The sequence below is a fragment of the Leptospira semungkisensis genome, from assembly GCF_004770055.1.
Classification (GTDB): Bacteria; Spirochaetota; Leptospiria; order Leptospirales; family Leptospiraceae; genus Leptospira_B; species Leptospira_B semungkisensis.
The window spans coordinates 1,179,055-1,197,162 of sequence record NZ_RQEP01000005.1; the positions used below are offsets into that span (position 1 = coordinate 1,179,055).

The following is an 18,108-nucleotide window of genomic DNA, read 5'->3' on the forward strand; positions in this document are numbered from 1 at the left end:
AGAGACGCGTCCCTGTTTAAGCAGGCTTGCGCTTCTGGGAGACTATTCTCTGGAAGTCGTTGATATTGTGAATAACGATTTTATCTGAATAAATCTCGATTTTACCGCTTTTCGCAAATTGGTTAACCACCTTTTGGACCTCTCCCACAGGCTGGGCGCACCAGTCTGCTACGTCCTCGACGGTTACGTTCAATACAACTTCTTTGAACTCAGTGTGAGTATGCATCTTCTCATAGAGCATGAGAAATACGTCGGCAACTTTTCCGATGATATCGTCCAGAAGAAGGATGAGCAATCTTCGTTTAGCATCATAAATACGTACGGAGAAGATAGTTAGGATCTTGAGTGCGAGAGTAGGGTTCTTTGTGAGTAAGAGTTCGAAATTTGCACGATTGAAGTTGAGCACCTTTACCTCGGAAATAGCGATTGCAGTCGCACTTCTTGGCTGCTCCTCTAAGATCGCCATCTCTCCGAAGATATCTCCTTGCTCCAGGATATCCAATGTCTTGATGGAATTTCCTACAGTTTTGGTGATCTTTACCTTTCCTGCTTGGATGAGAAAGAAATCGTTTCCTGGCTCGTTCTCGCAAAATATGATCTGGTTCGGTTCGTAGGTCTTACCGAACTTGGAGAACATGGACTCGAGCATTAAATCCATTAAGCGCTGAGCTCCTTGGCTTTCTGCCTTGCTTTCTGAGATAGGCTGTCTCTCTCGGGAGGAAGTAATGCTACCTTACCGAATAGCATTCCTGCTCTTTGGCGATCTCCCTGTTGTTCCGCAATCTCTGCCAAATGGAAAAGGGATTCTTTTACGGATTCTCCAGAAGGGTGCTTTTTGATATATGCGGAGAAGGTATTGCTAGCTGTTTCCAGATTATTCAATTTTAAGAAGCAGACTCCCATTTGGAAGAGTGCATTATCTACTAACTTCTTCTCGCTATCGTATTTGAAATCGTTGCGAACCATCAGATCTTTAAAGATTGCAGCGGCCTCTTCGAATTTACCTACGTTCAAGAAGGTATGAGCTCGATTATAGAGAGAAGTAATCGTGTTGTCTGTGCCTGCGCCCAGGTTCGTTTTTTCTGCGGCAGGCTTCATGATGTTTTGCAGATTCTCTTGGGTCATTCTGCTAGTAGAAGCAGCTTCGTACACCAAAGGAGGCATATTGATCGGATAAGGAGTTCCCTTTCTAGATAGATCCTGAAGCTCGGTGGCTCTTCCTGCATAAGGTCCGGTCGGATAATGATCCAAGTATTTTCCAAAGGCATAGGCAGCATGTTCGAAGTTATTATTCTTATAGAATACTTCTGCAACGTTCATTAACTCGAACGCGGGATTTCTTGCCTCTGCTTGGCCGAGAATCTCTCTCAATTTCTTATGAACTTGGCGAAGCTGGCTGGAAAAAACTTTCATCATCTTGAGAATGAGATGGGTTTTTTCGGAAACGAATACTTCGAAGTCGTTTAATTTGAATACTAGAACTGTGGCTCCGCCCACTACTTGAGCGGTCTCTTCTCTAGGATATTTTCCGAGAGCGGATTTGACTCCGAAGAATTCTCCGAGTCTCACATCTTCTTTTACTTCGTAGCCTGTATCGATTGCAGTGTAAGTGAGTACGACGCGACCTTGGCGAAGGACATAGATATCCTCCGATCGATCTTTCTCGAAGTAAATAATAGAGCCGCCTTTATAAGTTCGGATTATGGGCCCAGCCAAGACCGTTACCTTCTTCTCTTAATCTCACCCGACAGGAAAAAATGCCAAATCCTTTTTGTAACCAAGGGCCCGGGTGACCGATTCTAGCAACCCTAGGGGGTCTCCTGCAAGGTATTTATCGGTTCCCGCGATCTTAATTTCGCGTCCAACGACGCCTGTTTCGTCGAAAAATTCTTTCAAAGAATGGTCGCCATAGGAGGGCTTTCCATCCCGCACTACCAAACGTACGGAGGAAAGATCCGCAGAGCAAAGAGCTTGGTACGCGTCATCCTTTTCGGAGGAAAGCACAAGTAGATCCGCAATCTTTCCGGCTTCCAAACTTCCTAAATCATTCGAAATTCGTAAAGCTTTGGCCGGATTTTCTGTAACCATGCGAAACACAATTTTAGGATCTAATTCTTTGCCGTATTCTTTCTGAAAGAAATTTCGTGCGGAACGGATCTCATCCAGAAGGTTCAAGGAGCCCGACATCGGGGAATCAGTTCCGAGACTTACGTTAATCCCAGCCTCTAAGACCTCTTGTATGGAAGTGGTCTTGCCGAACATAAACAAATTGGATTCGGGACACCAGACTAGATGAGCTTTTGCTTGGGCAAGACTCTTGATATCTTCCGAATCGAATGCGATCCCGTGAACGAGTACCGTATTTTCTCCCAAACAACCGATAGACTTTAGATAACGAACTGCCTCTCTGGATTCTTCATCAAATCCTTCGCTGATATGAGTTACGAAGGGAAGGTTTCCTTCCTTTGCCCTTGCATATTCTATTTCGGGTCCGTCTCCCCAATTCAAAGAATAAGAACAAATGCTGTGGGCTAAAGTAAAATGATCCAGGATCCGTACTGGAGATCTTTCTAAGAAGGGCGTTTGGACGAAGTGGGGAATATGATCCAATACAGTCGTAACTCCGCTGATCAAGTTCTTATAAGAACCTAAAAGATAGAGTTGTTCCGGCTCCAATTGCTGTCTTTCGGCGTATACGACTGAGGATTTGAGATCGTTGTCCCAAGGAAGCCAATTCAAATACGGGCGATTGGTTCCCACTTTAGGAAGATAGGTGCCCAGAAGATGATCGTGTGCGTTTATTAATCCAGGAAATACGAATAGCCCGCCCAGATTCAATCGAATGGGAAGGGAATCCTTGGGAGTTCCAGAAGAGATCGATACAATCCTACCGTCTCGGATCCTGATTGTTGCGTTCTCCAAGACTCCTTTCGGAGTAACCGCTTTAGAATTTACGATTTCCCATTCCATTTAAGTGCAAAAAACCTAATATACTGAAATTCTATATTAATTTCTCAGAAGAGGAATCGGATCAATTGCTTTATTCCCCTGATTGACCTGAAAATAAAGGCCCTTTCCGTCTTCCAGTTCTCCTAAGAGATCTTCAGGCTTGACCGTTTCTCCTTCCTTTACGGAAACGGATCGAAGGTTGGCATATACGCTGGAATATCCGCCCTTATGCTCCAAAATAATATATTTCCTATAACCGTCCATTTGGTCCAGTACAACTACTTTGCCCGAGGAAGCAGGATGCACTTCTTTGAAGCGTCCCGCCTTGAATAAGACTCCCCGATTCGGATAATAGGAGAGATTGGAATAAGGCAAGGCGACTGGAGGAAGCTTCTTCAAAGGAGAATGAAACTTTCCATTTCCATAAGAGACGGAAGAATGCGAAGAAGAACTAGGTGTTTCCGAATTTTTAGAGTTCGGATCCGGAGGAATGCGAAGCCTTTCTCCCACTTTTAGACCTTCCGTATCCTTCTTACCATTCCAGTCCATTAGGATCCTCCAATCGATCCCATACTTTCGGCTGATCGAGAATGCAGTCTCCTTGGGTTGGACGGTATGCGTTTTTGCGGGAGCCCCACCAAAAACATTTAGCGGGAGAAAGAATACGAATAGAATTCTGAGGCAAACGGATTGGAATGAAAAGTATTCCCGCATGCAGTATTTATCGGCAATTTAGGAGCCGTTCAAAAAAGAAAAGGGAGCCGAGTTGGCTCCCTTTTTTCCAAAAAGGATGATCTTTGCTAAGATCAATCTTCGTCTTTGGAGTTCGGCTTGTATTTCTTTTGCAATTCTTCTGCTACGTTTCTTGGAACAGGAGCGTAACGAGAGAATTCCATAGAGAATTCTGCCTTTCCTTGGGTAGAGGAACGGATTACTGTAGAGTATCCGAACATATCTGCCAAAGGAACTTCAGCTTCCACTTTGCAATAACTGTCTTGCTCGGTGGTGTTTAGGATCATTCCTCGTCTTTGGTTCAAGGAAGCAAGGATTGGACCTTGGAATTCCGCAGGACCGTCTACTTCTACTCTCATGATAGGCTCAAGAATCTGAGGATTTGCTTTGCTGAAACCTTGGCGGAATGCATAGCGTCCTGCGATCTGGAATGCCATATCGGAAGAGTCTACATCGTGGTAAGAACCGTCATTGATGGTTAATTTTACTCCGATGATAGGGAATCCGATCATGCTACCGCGATCCAAACAGCTCTTGAATCCTTTATCTACAGAAGAGATGTATTCGCGAGGGATCGCTCCACCCACAACGTTGTTTACGAATTCGTAAGTCTTATCTTCTTCCAATGGGATCGGCTCGATGAATCCAGCAACACGTCCGAACTGACCTTGACCACCTGTTTGTTTCTTGTGGGTATAGTCGAAGTCTGCGCGAGCAGTGATGGTTTCACGATACGCAACCTGAGGAGCTCCAGTAATCAGCTCCACTCCATACTCTCGTTTCATCCTTTCGATATAAACTTCGAGGTGAAGTTCTCCCATCCCTTTGATGATGGTTTGTCCGGATTCCTGGTCTACGTGAGTTTGGAACGTAGGATCTTCCTTGGTAAAGCGGTTTAGTGCTTTTGCCAAGTTGTTCAGGTGCTTGGATTCTTTGGCCTCGATTGTAAGAGAGATTACCGGAGCAGGAACGAACATGGATTCCATGGAAACGTTCATTTTTCCGTCGGTAAAAGTATCCCCGGAAGCACAATCGATACCGAATAATGCGATGATATCTCCCGCTTCTGCGAATTCGATATCTTCCATCTCGTCTGAGTGCATACGACATAGACGACCAACGTTATGTTTCTTGTTGGTCGACATGTTGTAGATGGTCATACCTTTTTGGATTCTTCCTTGGTAGACGCGCACATAGGTCAACTGGCCATAACGTCCGTCCTCGAGTTTGAACGCGAGGCAAACGAGAGGTTTGTCTTTATCAGAAGGTAATACAACTTTCTCGGACTCGTTTTTGATGTCCAGAGCGGAGTTAACAACGTCAACAGGAGAAGCTAGATAATCCAGAACTCCATCCAGAAGTTTTTGAACTCCCTTGTTTTTGAAAGCGGAACCCATGAAAACAGGAGTAAGCTTAAGAGAGATCGCTCCGTTGCGGATTGCAGTTTTGATCTGCTCAACAGTAGGCTCGCCTTCAAGCATTGCTTCTGTCAGTTCGTCAGAGAACATAGAAGCTGCATCCAAGAGTTCTTCGCGTTTTTTCTGAGCGAGTTCTTGTAGTTCTGCAGGGATCTCTTTCTCAACGATTTCCATTCCGTCTTTTCCTTCGAAATAAACGGCTTTCATGATGACCAGGTCAACGATCCCTACTAGATCTCCTTCGAGTCCGATAGGAATTTGAACAGGAACTGCGTTATGCTTCAGTTTCTCACGCAATTGTTCGATCACGCGGAAAGGATTCGCACCTGTACGGTCCAGTTTATTGATAAAAGCGACGCGAGGAACGTTATAACGGCGCATCTGTCTGTCCACAGTGATGGACTGAGATTGCACACCGGAAACTCCGCAAAGCACGAGAATAGCTGAGTCAAGAACTCTCAAAGAGCGCTCAACCTCTACTGTGAAGTCAACGTGACCCGGAGTATCGATAATGTTGATAGTATGGTTCTTCCACTGGCAGTAAGTAGCAGCGGATTGGATGGTGATTCCTCTTTCCCTCTCCAATTCCATACTGTCCATTTTTGCTCCGACTCCGTCCTTACCACGAACTTCGTGGATGGCATGGATACGGTTCGTATAAAATAGAATCCTCTCGGTCAGGGTTGTTTTTCCTGAGTCGATATGGGCGGAAATACCGATGTTCCTAGTCTTTAGGAGTTTTTCGGTGGGTTTGAAGTCCGCAACTGCAGTGCTCATTAGAGTCCTCTTTAAAAGCCTACGCTAAGGATCCCCATTCAATCTTATGCAGAGTAGAATAGGATCTTTAGCGGATACTAATCTGACTGGGTTCCTTAGGTAAAGGAACCCTAATTCTTACCAGATTTCTAAAAGAACCGCGTTTGTAAAGATCGTTTCCGGTTATAGATGCAATCAGATGTCGATTTGGAAATGTAATATAGAATCTGATTTTAGCTCCCTTTCTTGCCTGCAGAAAGTCATTGCCCCCGAATGCCTAGGCCAAAATAGTTCCTGGAAAGGGTATTCCCTTTCTCATGGGCCAATTCAAATTTCTAAAACGCAACGTTAATAGGATCGCTCGCTCCTTCTTATTGCTTTCGGTGGCCCGGATCCTTTGTCTCGGCTTTGCAGGCGCCATTCTTTTAGGCTCTTTCATGATCTACGCTTCCGAGGCGGGAAGGGTTTCTTATGCGGATTCTTTTTATCTGGCGTCTTCTGCCATCTGCGTTACCGGACTTACCACGATCCCTGTAAGCGAACTGGCGTTTTCTTCTCAAGTGATCATGCTCTTTTTGTTCCAGATCGGAGGCTTGGGGATTATTACCTTTGCGGTGCTCGTCGGAATCCTAGTGGTTCGTGGCCTTTCAAGAAGTACTCGCATTGCAGCCTTCTTCTTTGAGGCGATAGACTCTCACGAATCCGATGATGGAAAGAATAAAAAGGCTCCGTATGTTCGTAGGATCTTATTATCAATTTTGAATATTTCACTTTCCATCGAATTGTTAGGAGCCTGCCTGCTCTATATAACGATGCCCGATGATCTTAGCGATTTGCCTGGGGAGCCGAATCGTCTTTTCTTAAGTTTATTCACTGCAGTTTCTGCATTCAATAACGCGGGCTTTTCGATCGTAGACGATCTTTCCTTCTTATCCAGGGATCCATTGGCTCTACTAGTTGTGGAAAGTTTAGTAGTCATGGGCGGGATCGGATTCCCAGTTATCTTATTCTTTGAAAAGACACTTCTCGAAGCATTTCGCAATGTAATGAATCGAGTAGAAGTTGCTATGGAAACTTATCTCATGTCCAGAGCCTTGGAAGAAGGAAAGGAACCTTCTTGGATCTATCTTCTTCTCATTCGAATGTCATTCTGGGCCGAAGAAAGATTGGCATTGTATCGCCAGGCATTGAGAGGTGAGTCCAGCAGGATTCAGATGAAACTTCTACTTTATGGAAGTTTAATATTGGTCCATGTAGGTGGGATCGGTATCCTATTTACGGAATGGGATAACCCGGAGACCATAGGTAAGTTCTCTTTTATAGATAAATTGTTTAATTCTTTCTTCCTTTCCGTATCTTCTAGAACAGCAGGCTTCAATACATTCGATCTTTCCGAGATTAGGAGTCCTACTTATGTATTGCTATGTTCACTGATGTTTGTAGGAGGAGGACCTCAGGGAGCGGCAGGAGGAATTAAGATCACCACCTTTGTAATTCTACTCATGTATTTAAGAAATGTGATCAACCCGCAAGCCAGAGTGAGCATCATGGGAGAAGATGTCTCCAAAAACTCTGTCGCAATCTCTACGAGGATCTATTTCTTAGCAACCATCTCTATCGTGTTCTTTATGTTGGTCATTACATTGGCCAATGGTCACAGGCATGGAATAGAGGATATTTTCTTTGAGGTCATGTCCGCATTCGGAACAGTAGGACTTTCAAAAGGATTGACTCCTTATATCACCGGTGTGGAAAAATTCCTATACCCATGCATCATGTATGTGGGCCGAGTCGGAGTATTTACTCTCTTGATCGCATTTACGGGACATTCCGGACTTGGAACCTTAGGCGCACAAGACGACGGGGTCAAGATCCAAGTCGGTTAACGTCTCACGGACTCTCTTAATGAGAAGCTTCTACTTGTTTGAAGTGGTAGATGAAATATTCGCTTTTTTGATTGTAGATGACCGTTATGAGCTCGAATCCCAATAATCCCAAAGCGTCAAAAGCATCCTGATTCAACGGCTCCTGAGTATCGACGATCTTGTAGTTTATTTTTCTATGCATAGTGCAATTGATATAAGCTAACAAAATATAGGTGTAAAGCCTAAAATCATATTATAATAACTGCATTTGTTTTAATTCGAAAATAAGAACCCATTTTGTTTTAGGACTGATACTCCTTAAGGTATAGAGAATGTTCTTTTCGAAAGATGAGTTGCGGAGTCGGAGAGACGGATGTTTTTCCAGAATTCGACTTTTTAAGTCAAAAACAGCCATTCGAAGCGGCTTAAAATTCCCTTGCAAACCTTAGATTTATAAGCAATCTGGCCTCTACAGGCGAATTGATCTTCGGGAGAAAGAATGCTATTTTCTTACATAAAGCTTTTAAGACCGCATCAGTGGGTTAAGAATATAATCCTTTTTGCGGGAATCATTTTCGGTAAAAAGCTAGGCGATATAGAATCTGTAGAGAGAGCAATTTATGCCTTCTTCTTGTTCTCCTTAACTGCGAGCTGCCAATATGTAGTGAATGATTTTATGGATCGCAAAGAAGACGCTTTGCATCCTGAAAAAAAGCATAGACCTCTTGCTTCCGGCGCGATCTCACCTACGATTGCTCTCTTCTTCACTGCGATCCTTCTTTCCTTTACTCTTATTTTTTCGTTCAAGTTGCAGCCTGAATTCTTCTACTGGGTAACCGGATATCTGATCTTTAATGTAGTATATAGCAGATTCTTAAAGCACATGGTTATCTTGGACGTGATGAGCATTTCTTTCGGTTTCGTAGTGAGAGCCATTGCAGGTTCCATCGTAGTAGGAGTTAGTTTCTCATCCTGGCTTCTTCTCTGTACTTTCATGTTAGCTTTGTATTGGGGCTTTGGAAAGAGAAGGGGAGAGCTCATCATCTTGGAAGAAGGAGCCAAAGGTCATCGCAAGATCTTAGAAGAATACTCGGTGAATTTCTTAGATCTTATGATGGGAATTGTAGCAACCATGACTCTAGTTACTTACGTTATGTATGTGACTAGTCCGCATACGATAGAAAATTTGGGAACGGATAAAATGGTGTATACCATTCCTATCGTAGTCTATGCGATCTTTAGATCTCTCTATATTATTTATATCAAGAACATGGGGCACAATCCTACAAAAGCGATCCTCACTGATTGGGGTGTCCTTATGGCGGGATTTCTGTGGCTTTTACTTGTAGTTTGGATCATGTACTCAGGTTCCGGACAAAGTCTTCCTTTTCACCTATAATAAAGGTCTAAACTAGGAAATGAATCAGAAGGTGAAATCGGCATTACAATATGGAGGAGCATTTACTCTTTTATTAGCCGCTACTTTTTTCTTGGCCTGGTTTAGAGCCTTAGACACAGAACCTGTATTGAGTCTGGATGGAAAAGAGTTCAGAACTCCTGTGGGAGAGAAGGCTAGCATCAAGGGCAAAACAACTGTCGTTTATTTTTGGGCGACTTGGTGCGGAGTCTGCAATACGAATCTTCCTTTAGTGAAATGGTATGCTTCTACTTTAAAAGAACAAAGCCGTTTTGCATTTATCAGTGTAGAAGAAGGGGACAGCGAAGTAGCTCTCAAGAATTATCTGGAAAAGCAAAACATAGATTTTCCAGTGATCGTAGGCAATCCTATGTTGCTTAGGGATTGGGGAATCAGAGGCTATCCTAGCTTTTACATTTTGGACGGCGAAGGAAGGGTCCGTTTTGCGGAATCCGGAATTATGAGCCCTTTCGGGATGTTTTTACGACTTCTCTGGACAAGAATTTTCTGGACTTGATCCGTCCTAGAAAGAAAGGAAACCTCACTCACTCTTGAATTTGGTGATTCGGTTTTCCGATAATCAATACCATGGACTCTTATAAACCTAAACCGCTTTTAAATAAAAGCGAATTGCGTCAGATCAAACGCTCTAGAACCAGGGTCCAGGGCAATAAGGTCATAACGGATGACGTGAAAAAGCTCAAATCTTTGAGCGTCACTCCTGACCTTCCCGCAGAAGAACTCGCTAATTATTATAAAGAACCTATCTGGATAGAATATTATATTCCGAGAGAATCACGCTTCGCGTACGAAGTAAAATATCTCTACGTCAGGCTGATTGACTCAGAGCCTAGACCATATCCTTTGGATTCCATTCTGAGAGAAGCCGCTCAGAAAGATTACTTCGTGGACTTGATTGATATCATTCGCCTTCACCCGGAAAAGGAGAAACTCATTCATTCTTCTTATGTGAATTCCATGGCTTTTTTTGAATCCATCTCTTCCGGATATAAACAGTACCAACAGACAAAGGATGCTCATTATTTAAGGATACCTTTGTATCATACGGAAACATTAATGAAGAGAGAGCCTTCCCTCTCTACTCTAGAATTCACCGGAAACTTCTTCATGCACAATCTGAATTGGCTGATCCGAAGGTTGAACAAAGGTGGAATGGAATTTTCTTTAGAAGATGAGACGATCTCCGTTCTGATCAAGAGAAGGAACGAGTATTGGGAGAAGAAGAACCTTCCCGCAGATGAGGACTTTGATCTGTTTGCTGCGCTTTTTTATGAGCAAGCCTTTCCAAACAGAGGCTTGGAAGAGATCGAAGCTGCAGAACTCTTGGATGAAGAGTAAAAAAAGAATGCTAATTTCTTGCGTCTTGTAAGTCTAACGATTACAGGGTAGTGATTTGGAAACAACAGTATCGATTTATTCCGACGTAGTTTGTCCTTGGTGTTATATAGGTAAGAAAAGATTGGAACAGGCCATTGAAGCCTGGAAGGCCAACCATCCTGAGGACAAGATCCAGGTCAGTTGGAAGCCGTTTCAATTGAACCCTGACCTTCCTGATGAAGGAGAGGACAGAGAATTACACATGGTCAAAAAATTCGGTTCCTTGGACCGAGTGAAGATGATGACCCAAAGAGTAACCGACATCGCTAAGGAAGACGGATTACAATTCTCTAATATATTACAAGGCCATCAACCGAATACGTTTTTATTACACGCACTTATACGCAAGGCTAGAAATTATAATAAGGAAGCCGAACTCGCTGAAATCTTTTTTAGCAAATTCTTCTCCGAATCCAAAAACCTATCCGACGACTCTGTCATTAAGGAAGGATTGGCTCAGGTAGGAATGCCGGAGATAGAACTCGAAAACGTCCGAAACGATGCTAAACTCCTCTCCGAGATCGCAAACGAAGAGAATGAAGGAAAGATCATGGGTGTGACTGGAGTTCCTTTTTATATTTTCAATGATAAGTATGCGGTTTCCGGAGCTCAGGGGCCGGAACTGTTCCTACAAGTATTTGAAAGATTGGAATCAGAGGCTGGGGCTTAAGAAGAGATCTCGGTTCCTCTGCTGGTCCCTTCTCCCAACCATAAAAAAAGCCTTCTGATCCTGTATAAATAAGAGGCTTCTGCTCTTTCCAACACCCCGTCCGGAACATTCGTAAATTCGAATTCTCTTATATTTCTGGGACTTCCGTTCCAATCAATCGCTTGGAATAAGGACTCCTTGGGAGAGGGAGAAAGTGCCAGTCTATCTCGTAAGAAAAGAAGAAGATCCCGAGACTCGAAGAAAGCCTTTGCTATATCCTTGAGGCCGGTGGCCAGGTTTTGGTAGACATTCTCCCGGTTGAAATCGATCAGACAGAAGCTCAAAGGAAAATAAGGAGCGCCTAAAAGACTTTTAATCCTAGGACTTAGATCCCTGGGAGAAAAGGATTCCGCATCCAGTAGCAATACTCCCGGTTTAGTCTCTTTTAGCATATTAGGAAGTCCTAAAATATCTTTGCACCAATGAGCATTGGAGCCGCAGGCGCGCAGTAAAGATCTATATTTAGAGAATAGGTCCGCATTCTCCGTAAGAAGTACCATCTCCGGATGCAAGGGTTTAGAGAAACGAAAGAAAGGAAATTCTTCCAGAGGAAAGAAATTGAGATCGTAGACTCGAGTAGCTCCGGCTCTTAAAAAAGAATTCTTTTCTTCCGGATCGAAACGACCGACGAGACAGACCTCTCTTGACCAATCCAGAGCGGATCGAATATCATCCGGAATCACTGAAGATTTCCAGATTAAAGTTTCTTTAGAAGCGGATGGAAAACCCGATGAGGTGACCCATTCTGTCTGTTCAATTCCTTTCCACTTCAATAAGGCGACTAGGAAGTCGAGTTCATCCGAAGTTAGTCGATGCAGAAGTAAAACGTCGGACAGTAAGTTCATCGCAGTTAAGAAGGACGGGTTTTTTCCTTGACCTTGGGGATTTTCGTCCGATCCTAGAATTGGTGCGTTGCGAAAAACTCGCAACTAGGAAAGGGAAATCGTAAATAAAAACCAGTTTGCCCCTTGAGGCAAACAGCTTGAGGGCATTCTTCCTAAGCCAGGGCACGAGCAAAACAAAGAATGAAGGTTCTAAAAAGATACGCAAATAGAAGGTTGTACGACCCCGAAACCAGTAAGACCATCACTTTGGAAGACGTGGCAGAGATGATCATCTCTGGCGAAGAGATCAAAGTGATCGATAATATGAGCGGGCAGGACATCACTCCTAAGATCTTGGGACAGACCTTTCTCAAAGTCAGCCTCGGCCAAAGAAACGAAGAATTTTCCAATTACATGCTTTCTGCTCTGATCCGAGAGACTGGAAAGAATATCAGCGCCTTGTTCGGACGATTGGTCCTAGGCGGTATCGGACTCGCATATCTTACCAAAGAGAAAATGGACAGGATCCTCCAAAGCATGGTAGCGCTGGGGGAACTTAGACTTGAAGAAGTGAAAAGCTATCGAGAGGACTTGTTGACCCATCTCGCCCAAAGAGCCAGTGAAAACAGCGAACAAATACAGGAAGACCTGAAAAAAGTCGGAAGGGAGCTGGAAGAAGGGGGAGAAAAGGAATTGGCGGTCGAGGATCTCTCGGAGAAAATTCGCAGGATCGCCGAAAGGGTCAAGGAAACCGAGTCCTTATAATCGATTCTCTCCCTGCTCGGGTTAAGACCGGGCTTCCAAGATCCGATACTTTCTACAGGGGGAACCCATGTCTATTTTGAGAATCCTTAGCCTCGGAATCATTTCAGTTTTTGCATTCAATCTTTCTGCGAAGGAAATGATCCACGAAAAGCTGGACCAATTATTCTACGATCAAGTCAGGAAGTTGGACAGCGGAAGTTTGGAAGAAAAGATCCAAGCGGCCGACTATTTAAAATTTGTGACCAGCAAACTTGCGGTCCGTCCCCTTCTCAAAGCACTTAAAGGAAATCCGAATGTTCCTAAATCGGATGAGAATTCTCCTTCTTTAAAATTCGTGATCGCTCAGGCATTAGGAGCAATGGAGTCGGAGATCTCAGGTCCTCCTATGGTGGATGAGATCAAGAGAGCTTCTGCACTTGTGCAAGAAAATGATCAGCCGACATTTAGCGCTCCTGACGGTTATAATCTTGTGATCTCTACAGGAGAATTATTAAGGAATGTTGGCCTTTTACCTTATACCAAGGAAAACCAAGACGCAATCATCGCAGGCTTAAGCCATTCTAATTTTTATATTCGCGCCTCTGCGGCAGACGGTTTAAAGAATTTGAATAGAAAAGATACTCTAAGCCAGTTAAATTCCGCAATCGATAAGGAGAAGAATCCTTATGCGAAGGTAGCGATCTTAAATGCGATCGTTTATATCAATCGTATTGCGAACCAAAAATTCCATGATCTCTGCTCCTTCTTAAAAGATGAGTCTCCGATGGTGCGCTATCGAGCTTCTATGGCAGTTGGAGAAGTGGACTTAAAGGCCGGAGAATATTCTCTAAGAGAAGCATTGCTGATCGAGCATGACCAAATCGTAAGAGAGCAGATCAAGAAGGACCTGGCGAATGTCACTGGATTCAAGATGCCTGCCAATACTCCTTTCTATTTTAGAGAGTAGGATCTTTGCTTATAAAGCAAGTTTAAGAAGGCCTCCAAGTTCGGGGGCCTTTTTTATTGCAGAGAGTGGGAACTGATCTTATTCAGATCTTATAATATTTGCGGGAAAAGGTAGGAAAACCTGGGAGATACTGGGATCGAACCAGTGACCTCTACCATGTCAAGGTAGCGCTCTAACCAGCTGAGCTAATCCCCCGGTACAGTCAGTATTTCGTTGCAAATCGAGCCGTAAAGCCTTTTCGATCAGAAGGTTGGAAGCGGATCTATGTGATCCACTTTCGGTGAAGTGAGTAAGAGTTCCTACATTTGGATTTTTTTGGCGCCCCCACCCTGAATTTTGGGTGGGGGGAGTGGCTTGTGGGAGCGCCTTTTCCCTATCACAAAATCATTCTTTCTTCAAGGACTTTCGCTGGCAGTTCCTACTACGTGGGAACTCTTTGCGATTTCTTTTGGAACTAGCCGCCTTATTTTTACGTAACAACTGTATTAAAAAGGGTGTTTTCTGGGATTTTAGCTAGTTTTCCTGGCTGATTTCAAAATCGGCGAGGGTTTTCCGAGATCGGCGCGCTAGTCCTCTTCTCAGCGGTTATAGTGTGTGCTACAAAACCCGATGAAAACGGGGGAGAAACAGATGCCAGTGCAGACTCAGAAAAAGGAACGTAAAATTAAGCCCATCGATGGGAACTCGCCGACTGTGCGCAAGATGGACTTTGAAGGGTTGGATCAACTATCCGATTACTATGTTGCGGGGAATTCTTTTATCACCCACACAGTGAATGCGTATCATGTAATTTTTCCGGAAGGGGAAAGATTCTTTATTAAGAGCGTGAAAGCTTTTGCAGACCAAGTGACCGATCCTGATCTTCAGAGTCGTATCAAAGGATTTATCGGCCAAGAAGTCCAACACGGAAAGGAGCATGAGAAGGCTCTGGAAATGTTGGAGAAACAAGGTCGTCCTGTTTCTAGAATATTAAAATTTTATGCTAAGACTGCTTACGGATTCTTCTGGCCAGTTCTTGAGTTTATCTTTGGCAAAAAGCTTAAGCTTGCTGTGACTGCAGGCTTGGAGCATTATACCGCTTCCTTGGGAGAAGTTTCCTTAAAGTATAATCTCCACGACCAAGCGGAAGGTGAGATGAGAAACCTTCTTCTTTGGCACGCTTGCGAAGAGATAGAACATAAATCGGTTGCGTATGATGTTCTTCAGACGATTTCTAAAAGCTATGTGCTTAGGATCTTCGGATTTATAGTAGCATCCGTGATGTTCTGGGGATATGCATTTACTTTACAGCATCTATTTATCTTTTCAGATCCAAAGATCGGATTCCGTAGATATTTTGCGGACTTAATAAGTGCTCGTTCTTATGCAAAGCTGATTGTGTTCGAAGTGGGAAAGATGTCCCTACTTTATTTCAAACCGGGATTTCATCCGAATCAAACCGGCGGATACGATCTGGCAAACGCAGCATTGGCCACCATCTAAAAATAGAAGAGGATTAACATGAGTGTTCAAACAGAGACAAAGAAGAGAAATCTGAAATCCATTGACGCGAATTCTCCTACTGTTCGAAAAATGAATTTCGAAGGTTTGGAAAATTTGCCGGACCATTATATTGCGAATAATGCATATTTGACTCACAACGTGAATGCGTATCACGTTCTCTTTCCGGAAGGGGAGAGATTCTTTATCAAGAGTGTGAAGGCTTTTGCGGATCAAGTAAAAGATCCGGGCCTAGCCAATCGAGTGAAGGCATTCATTGGCCAGGAAGTTCAACACGGCAAAGAGCACGAAAAGATTCTAGAAGTACTAAAAGGTCAGAATAGGCCCATCAATTTCATGGTGAAGGCGTATCAATGGACCGCTTTTAGTTTCTTTCTCCCTCTTTTTGAATTCATTTTTGGTAAGAAGTTGAAGCTTGCTGTGACTGCTGGCTTGGAACATTATACTGCAAGCATGGCTGAGATCTCTATTCGCCATCAATTGCACGAGCATGCTTACGGAGACATGAGAAACCTTCTTCTTTGGCATGCTTGCGAAGAGATAGAGCATAAGTCAGTAGCTTATGATGTTCTTCAGACGGTTTCCAAGAGTTATTTCTTGAGAATACTAGGATTCATCATCGCATCCTTTATGTTTTGGGGATATTCGATTTCGTTTCAGCATTGGTTCTTACTTGCGGACAAGAAGGTGGGAATTCGTAAATATTTCCAAGACCTCAACGCCTCTAGGGATTTCGGAAGAAAACTATATCCTAGGCTTGTAAAACTTTCTCTTCTGTATTTTAAGAAGGATTTTCATCCGGACCAAACAGGCGGTTATGAGCTTGCAAACGAAGCTCTTATAACTATTTAGCACCCATCCAATCACTTTGCTCCCCGCTTCCCGGTTCGAATCAAATAGAACGGGAAGCGGTTTTTTTCTTTCTTAGATCCCTAACCAATCCTTAAGAAAAGGCTGATACTTGACCGGGGCAAATTCCTTGTACGTATACTTCGCGCAGTTTTGCTTTAAGAAAGGATCATCCTTCATCAGGTCTTGTAGTTCCTCTTGAGAAGAAGATTTGGCGATAATCATTCCTCCGACTCTTGGAACCTTCGGGCCGGATATTAGTAATATTCCCTTATCATATTGAACTTGTAGGAATTCTCTGTGAGCAGGAGTGACCTCGTCCAGCTTTTCGATCGGTACAATATATTCGATTTCAATCAGGAAAAATTTCATAGGCTTTGTACTTCCAGCTTTTTGATTTTTAACTCGATTGGCAATCGATTGAAGTTTTAAATTCGGATCCTTCTTAAAAATATTCTGAGAAGATAAGGTCTTCTATTTCAAAATAGGGACTTCTTTCTTAAAGTAAGAGAAGAATGTATCTTCGGCAGTTTCTCGTTTGGAGAGACTCTTCTTGCCTAAGATCACAAGATTATCCTTGGCTCTGGACAATGCTACGTACAAGACCCTTCTCTCTTCTTCCCAAACAGAGATCGGCGAATCCTTTCGGAGATTCCATCCATCGGAAAGGTCCACAAATACCGTATGGAATTCCAAACCCTTAGAAGCATGGATCGTAAGCAATAGTTCGGAAGGAATTCCAGCTCTTAAATATTCACGGATCCTATGATTGGATCTGCATAGTATGCGAATGTCTCCTCGGCTTTGCTTATAAAATTCTCCTAAGGAAGAAAACAGATCACTGATCTTATCCATTTTCAGTCTTCCAATTTTCGAACTTCCTTTTCTGTGAGCGAGGACTGTCTTAGGTATTCGATTCTCGTTCTTTTCAATCGGGATAGAAGAAACCTCTACGATCTTAGGCAAGGATCTATAGTTGGTGCTCAGAAATTTTCGAGAACAGGGAGAGAATAGATCCGGAAAATTCAAAAAGATGCTGGGGTCGCTAGATCTGAATGAGTAGATGCTTTGGCTATCGTCTCCAACCACGGTTATTCTCGAGCGATCGGATAAGAGCTTTAAGAAGCGCAATTGTTCCGAGTCTGTATCTTGAAACTCGTCTACTAGGATGCGCTTTAGAATAGATTTTGGGATTTCAGTCCAAGGTTCCGAGCTTTCTAACGAATCTAAGAACAATGTAACCAGATCATCTAGATCCAGTTTATGCTCTCTTGATTTATATTCTTTATAATCTTCTAATAGAGGAATTTTCCAAGATTGAGAAAAATCTTTGGGTAGTGAGAGATCTCCACTCAATAATTCGAACGGGATTCCTCCTATGCTATCGGACTCTCTTCGGAACCATTCTCGAAAGAATGCATTCTTTTCCGAAGGCATTAAGATAGAGGGTCGGTTCTCTTTGAAGTCGGGATGCCAAGTAGTTAGCGCTCTTAAACAAAAGGAATGGAAGGTATGAACTCTAATTGTTTCGATCCCGGTTTGCTTATGGATCCTTTCTCGGATCTCTCCTGCGGCTTTTCGGGTAAAACTTAAGACGAGTATCTCTTCGCCTAAAGTTTTTCTTTCTAATTCCTTCTTAACTACTCCAACTAATGTGCTCGTTTTTCCGGAACCTGCCGCTGCGATCACTTGCAGAAATCTTGATGTATCTTCTATGATTTCTTTTTGCTCTGGGTTATAATTCGGCTCTTTCATAGAAAGAGCGGTTCTTAAGGAAACAAGATGAGAAAATTTTTTGTTCTCTATTTACAATTGAAACTCTATGCGGATCAACTTCGCCGAGCGGAAGTGGAATTTCTATTCCGCAGGCTTTTAAAAAGAGCTTCAGACGCTACCTTGGTTTTTTAGCAAAGCGCGCATGCGGAATTTTGATTCCGCCCGCTATTAAAGTTGATATTAGAGAGTTTAAACTTTTCTGCC

General features: G+C 43.2%; 17 protein-coding genes and 1 tRNA gene. 9 read left to right on the forward strand and 9 right to left on the reverse strand.

The features are described from left to right. Positions 1-16: 16 nt before the first annotated feature. From EHO59_RS05615 to fusA, 5 genes are all read right to left on the reverse strand, one after another. The gene (locus EHO59_RS05615) at positions 17-658 is read right to left on the reverse strand and encodes a Crp/Fnr family transcriptional regulator (RefSeq protein WP_135585570.1); all 642 of its coding nucleotides are present in this window, start codon (positions 656-658) and stop codon (positions 17-19) included. Further along, entirely contained in the window at positions 658-1,716 is a 1,059-nt protein-coding gene (locus EHO59_RS05620) for a tetratricopeptide repeat protein (RefSeq protein WP_135585572.1), read from the reverse strand. The genes EHO59_RS05615 and EHO59_RS05620 overlap by 1 nt, the downstream gene beginning before the upstream one ends. 24 nt (positions 1,717-1,740) lie before the next feature. Then, a complete protein-coding gene (locus EHO59_RS05625) occupies positions 1,741-2,970 on the reverse strand; it encodes an amidohydrolase family protein (protein WP_135585574.1) in 1,230 nt (409 codons plus the stop codon). Positions 2,971-3,006: 36 nt separating this feature from the next. After that, positions 3,007-3,663 carry an LIC_10271 family cell wall hydrolase gene (locus EHO59_RS05630; RefSeq protein ID WP_135585576.1) on the reverse strand — a complete coding sequence of 219 codons (657 nt, stop codon included), beginning with the start codon at positions 3,661-3,663 and terminating at the stop codon, positions 3,007-3,009. Positions 3,664-3,755: 92 nt separating this feature from the next. Next, positions 3,756-5,876, reverse strand: coding sequence for an elongation factor G (gene fusA / locus EHO59_RS05635; RefSeq protein ID WP_135585578.1), 2,121 nt, complete (start codon positions 5,874-5,876; stop codon positions 3,756-3,758). A gap of 296 nt (positions 5,877-6,172) precedes the next feature. Here fusA and EHO59_RS05640 point away from each other — a divergent pair, with 296 nt between their 5' ends. From EHO59_RS05640 to EHO59_RS05660, 5 genes are all read left to right on the forward strand, one after another. Beyond that, positions 6,173-7,741, forward strand: a complete 1,569-nt coding sequence (locus tag EHO59_RS05640; protein ID WP_135585580.1) for a TrkH family potassium uptake protein — start codon at positions 6,173-6,175, stop codon at positions 7,739-7,741. A 478-nt stretch (positions 7,742-8,219) separates the two neighbouring features. Further along, positions 8,220-9,119 (forward strand): decaprenyl-phosphate phosphoribosyltransferase, encoded by a 900-nt coding sequence (locus EHO59_RS05645; protein WP_135585582.1) that lies wholly within the window; start codon positions 8,220-8,222, stop codon positions 9,117-9,119. A gap of 19 nt (positions 9,120-9,138) precedes the next feature. Then, positions 9,139-9,654 (forward strand): TlpA family protein disulfide reductase, encoded by a 516-nt coding sequence (locus tag EHO59_RS05650; RefSeq protein WP_135585584.1) that lies wholly within the window; start codon positions 9,139-9,141, stop codon positions 9,652-9,654. Positions 9,655-9,725: 71 nt separating this feature from the next. Further along, positions 9,726-10,496: a hypothetical protein gene (locus EHO59_RS05655; protein ID WP_135585586.1), complete on the forward strand. Its 771-nt coding sequence runs from the start codon at positions 9,726-9,728 to the stop codon at positions 10,494-10,496. A gap of 55 nt (positions 10,497-10,551) precedes the next feature. Further along, complete coding sequence (locus EHO59_RS05660) at positions 10,552-11,205, forward strand: DsbA family oxidoreductase (RefSeq protein WP_135585588.1); 654 nt, start codon at positions 10,552-10,554, stop codon at positions 11,203-11,205. Here EHO59_RS05660 and EHO59_RS05665 read toward each other — a convergent pair. Then, the gene (locus tag EHO59_RS05665) at positions 11,202-12,089 is read right to left on the reverse strand and encodes a hypothetical protein (protein ID WP_135585590.1); all 888 of its coding nucleotides are present in this window, start codon (positions 12,087-12,089) and stop codon (positions 11,202-11,204) included. The genes EHO59_RS05660 and EHO59_RS05665 overlap by 4 nt on opposite strands. 180 nt (positions 12,090-12,269) lie before the next feature. Here EHO59_RS05665 and EHO59_RS05670 point away from each other — a divergent pair, with 180 nt between their 5' ends. Both EHO59_RS05670 and EHO59_RS05675 read left to right on the forward strand, forming a co-directional pair. Next, entirely contained in the window at positions 12,270-12,833 is a 564-nt protein-coding gene (locus EHO59_RS05670; protein WP_135585592.1) for a polyhydroxyalkanoate synthesis regulator DNA-binding domain-containing protein, read from the forward strand. A gap of 67 nt (positions 12,834-12,900) precedes the next feature. Beyond that, entirely contained in the window at positions 12,901-13,779 is an 879-nt protein-coding gene (locus EHO59_RS05675; RefSeq protein ID WP_135585594.1) for a HEAT repeat domain-containing protein, read from the forward strand. 121 nt (positions 13,780-13,900) lie between these two features. On the opposite strand, the gene EHO59_RS05680 is transcribed toward EHO59_RS05675, so the two are convergent. After that, positions 13,901-13,974 (reverse strand) — tRNA-Val (locus EHO59_RS05680). Between the two features lie 435 nt (positions 13,975-14,409). On the opposite strand from EHO59_RS05680, the gene EHO59_RS05685 reads away from it, so the two are divergent. Together EHO59_RS05685 and EHO59_RS05690 are read left to right on the forward strand one after the other, a co-directional pair. After that, the gene (locus tag EHO59_RS05685; RefSeq protein WP_135585596.1) at positions 14,410-15,261 is read left to right on the forward strand and encodes a metal-dependent hydrolase; all 852 of its coding nucleotides are present in this window, start codon (positions 14,410-14,412) and stop codon (positions 15,259-15,261) included. A gap of 18 nt (positions 15,262-15,279) precedes the next feature. After that, positions 15,280-16,131, forward strand: coding sequence for a metal-dependent hydrolase (locus EHO59_RS05690; RefSeq protein ID WP_135585598.1), 852 nt, complete (start codon positions 15,280-15,282; stop codon positions 16,129-16,131). Between the two features lie 72 nt (positions 16,132-16,203). On the opposite strand, the gene EHO59_RS05695 is transcribed toward EHO59_RS05690, so the two are convergent. Together EHO59_RS05695 and EHO59_RS05700 are read right to left on the reverse strand one after the other, a co-directional pair. Then, a complete protein-coding gene (locus EHO59_RS05695) occupies positions 16,204-16,500 on the reverse strand; it encodes a YciI family protein (RefSeq protein ID WP_135585600.1) in 297 nt (98 codons plus the stop codon). A gap of 102 nt (positions 16,501-16,602) precedes the next feature. Further along, a complete protein-coding gene (locus EHO59_RS05700; protein ID WP_135585602.1) occupies positions 16,603-17,883 on the reverse strand; it encodes a DEAD/DEAH box helicase in 1,281 nt (426 codons plus the stop codon). Between the last annotated feature and the right edge of the window lie 225 nt (positions 17,884-18,108).

What these genes read in the sequence shown, in the direction of transcription:
- EHO59_RS05625 (WP_135585574.1), bottom strand. Translation starts at nt 2,970, where the DNA reads ATGGAATGGGAAATCGTAAATTCTAAAGCGGTTACTCCGAAAGGAGTC.
- EHO59_RS05655 (WP_135585586.1), top strand. Translation starts at nt 9,726, where the DNA reads ATGGACTCTTATAAACCTAAACCGCTTTTAAATAAAAGCGAATTGCGT.
- EHO59_RS05640 (WP_135585580.1), top strand. Translation starts at nt 6,173, where the DNA reads ATGGGCCAATTCAAATTTCTAAAACGCAACGTTAATAGGATCGCTCGC.
- EHO59_RS05665 (WP_135585590.1), bottom strand. Translation starts at nt 12,089, where the DNA reads ATGAACTTACTGTCCGACGTTTTACTTCTGCATCGACTAACTTCGGAT.
- fusA (WP_135585578.1), bottom strand. Translation starts at nt 5,876, where the DNA reads ATGAGCACTGCAGTTGCGGACTTCAAACCCACCGAAAAACTCCTAAAG.
- EHO59_RS05685 (WP_135585596.1), top strand. Translation starts at nt 14,410, where the DNA reads ATGCCAGTGCAGACTCAGAAAAAGGAACGTAAAATTAAGCCCATCGAT.
- EHO59_RS05675 (WP_135585594.1), top strand. Translation starts at nt 12,901, where the DNA reads ATGTCTATTTTGAGAATCCTTAGCCTCGGAATCATTTCAGTTTTTGCA.
- EHO59_RS05690 (WP_135585598.1), top strand. Translation starts at nt 15,280, where the DNA reads ATGAGTGTTCAAACAGAGACAAAGAAGAGAAATCTGAAATCCATTGAC.
- EHO59_RS05615 (WP_135585570.1), bottom strand. Translation starts at nt 658, where the DNA reads ATGGATTTAATGCTCGAGTCCATGTTCTCCAAGTTCGGTAAGACCTAC.
- EHO59_RS05695 (WP_135585600.1), bottom strand. Translation starts at nt 16,500, where the DNA reads ATGAAATTTTTCCTGATTGAAATCGAATATATTGTACCGATCGAAAAG.
- EHO59_RS05700 (WP_135585602.1), bottom strand. Translation starts at nt 17,883, where the DNA reads ATGAAAGAGCCGAATTATAACCCAGAGCAAAAAGAAATCATAGAAGAT.
- EHO59_RS05650 (WP_135585584.1), top strand. Translation starts at nt 9,139, where the DNA reads ATGAATCAGAAGGTGAAATCGGCATTACAATATGGAGGAGCATTTACT.
- EHO59_RS05645 (WP_135585582.1), top strand. Translation starts at nt 8,220, where the DNA reads ATGCTATTTTCTTACATAAAGCTTTTAAGACCGCATCAGTGGGTTAAG.
- EHO59_RS05670 (WP_135585592.1), top strand. Translation starts at nt 12,270, where the DNA reads ATGAAGGTTCTAAAAAGATACGCAAATAGAAGGTTGTACGACCCCGAA.
- EHO59_RS05630 (WP_135585576.1), bottom strand. Translation starts at nt 3,663, where the DNA reads ATGCGGGAATACTTTTCATTCCAATCCGTTTGCCTCAGAATTCTATTC.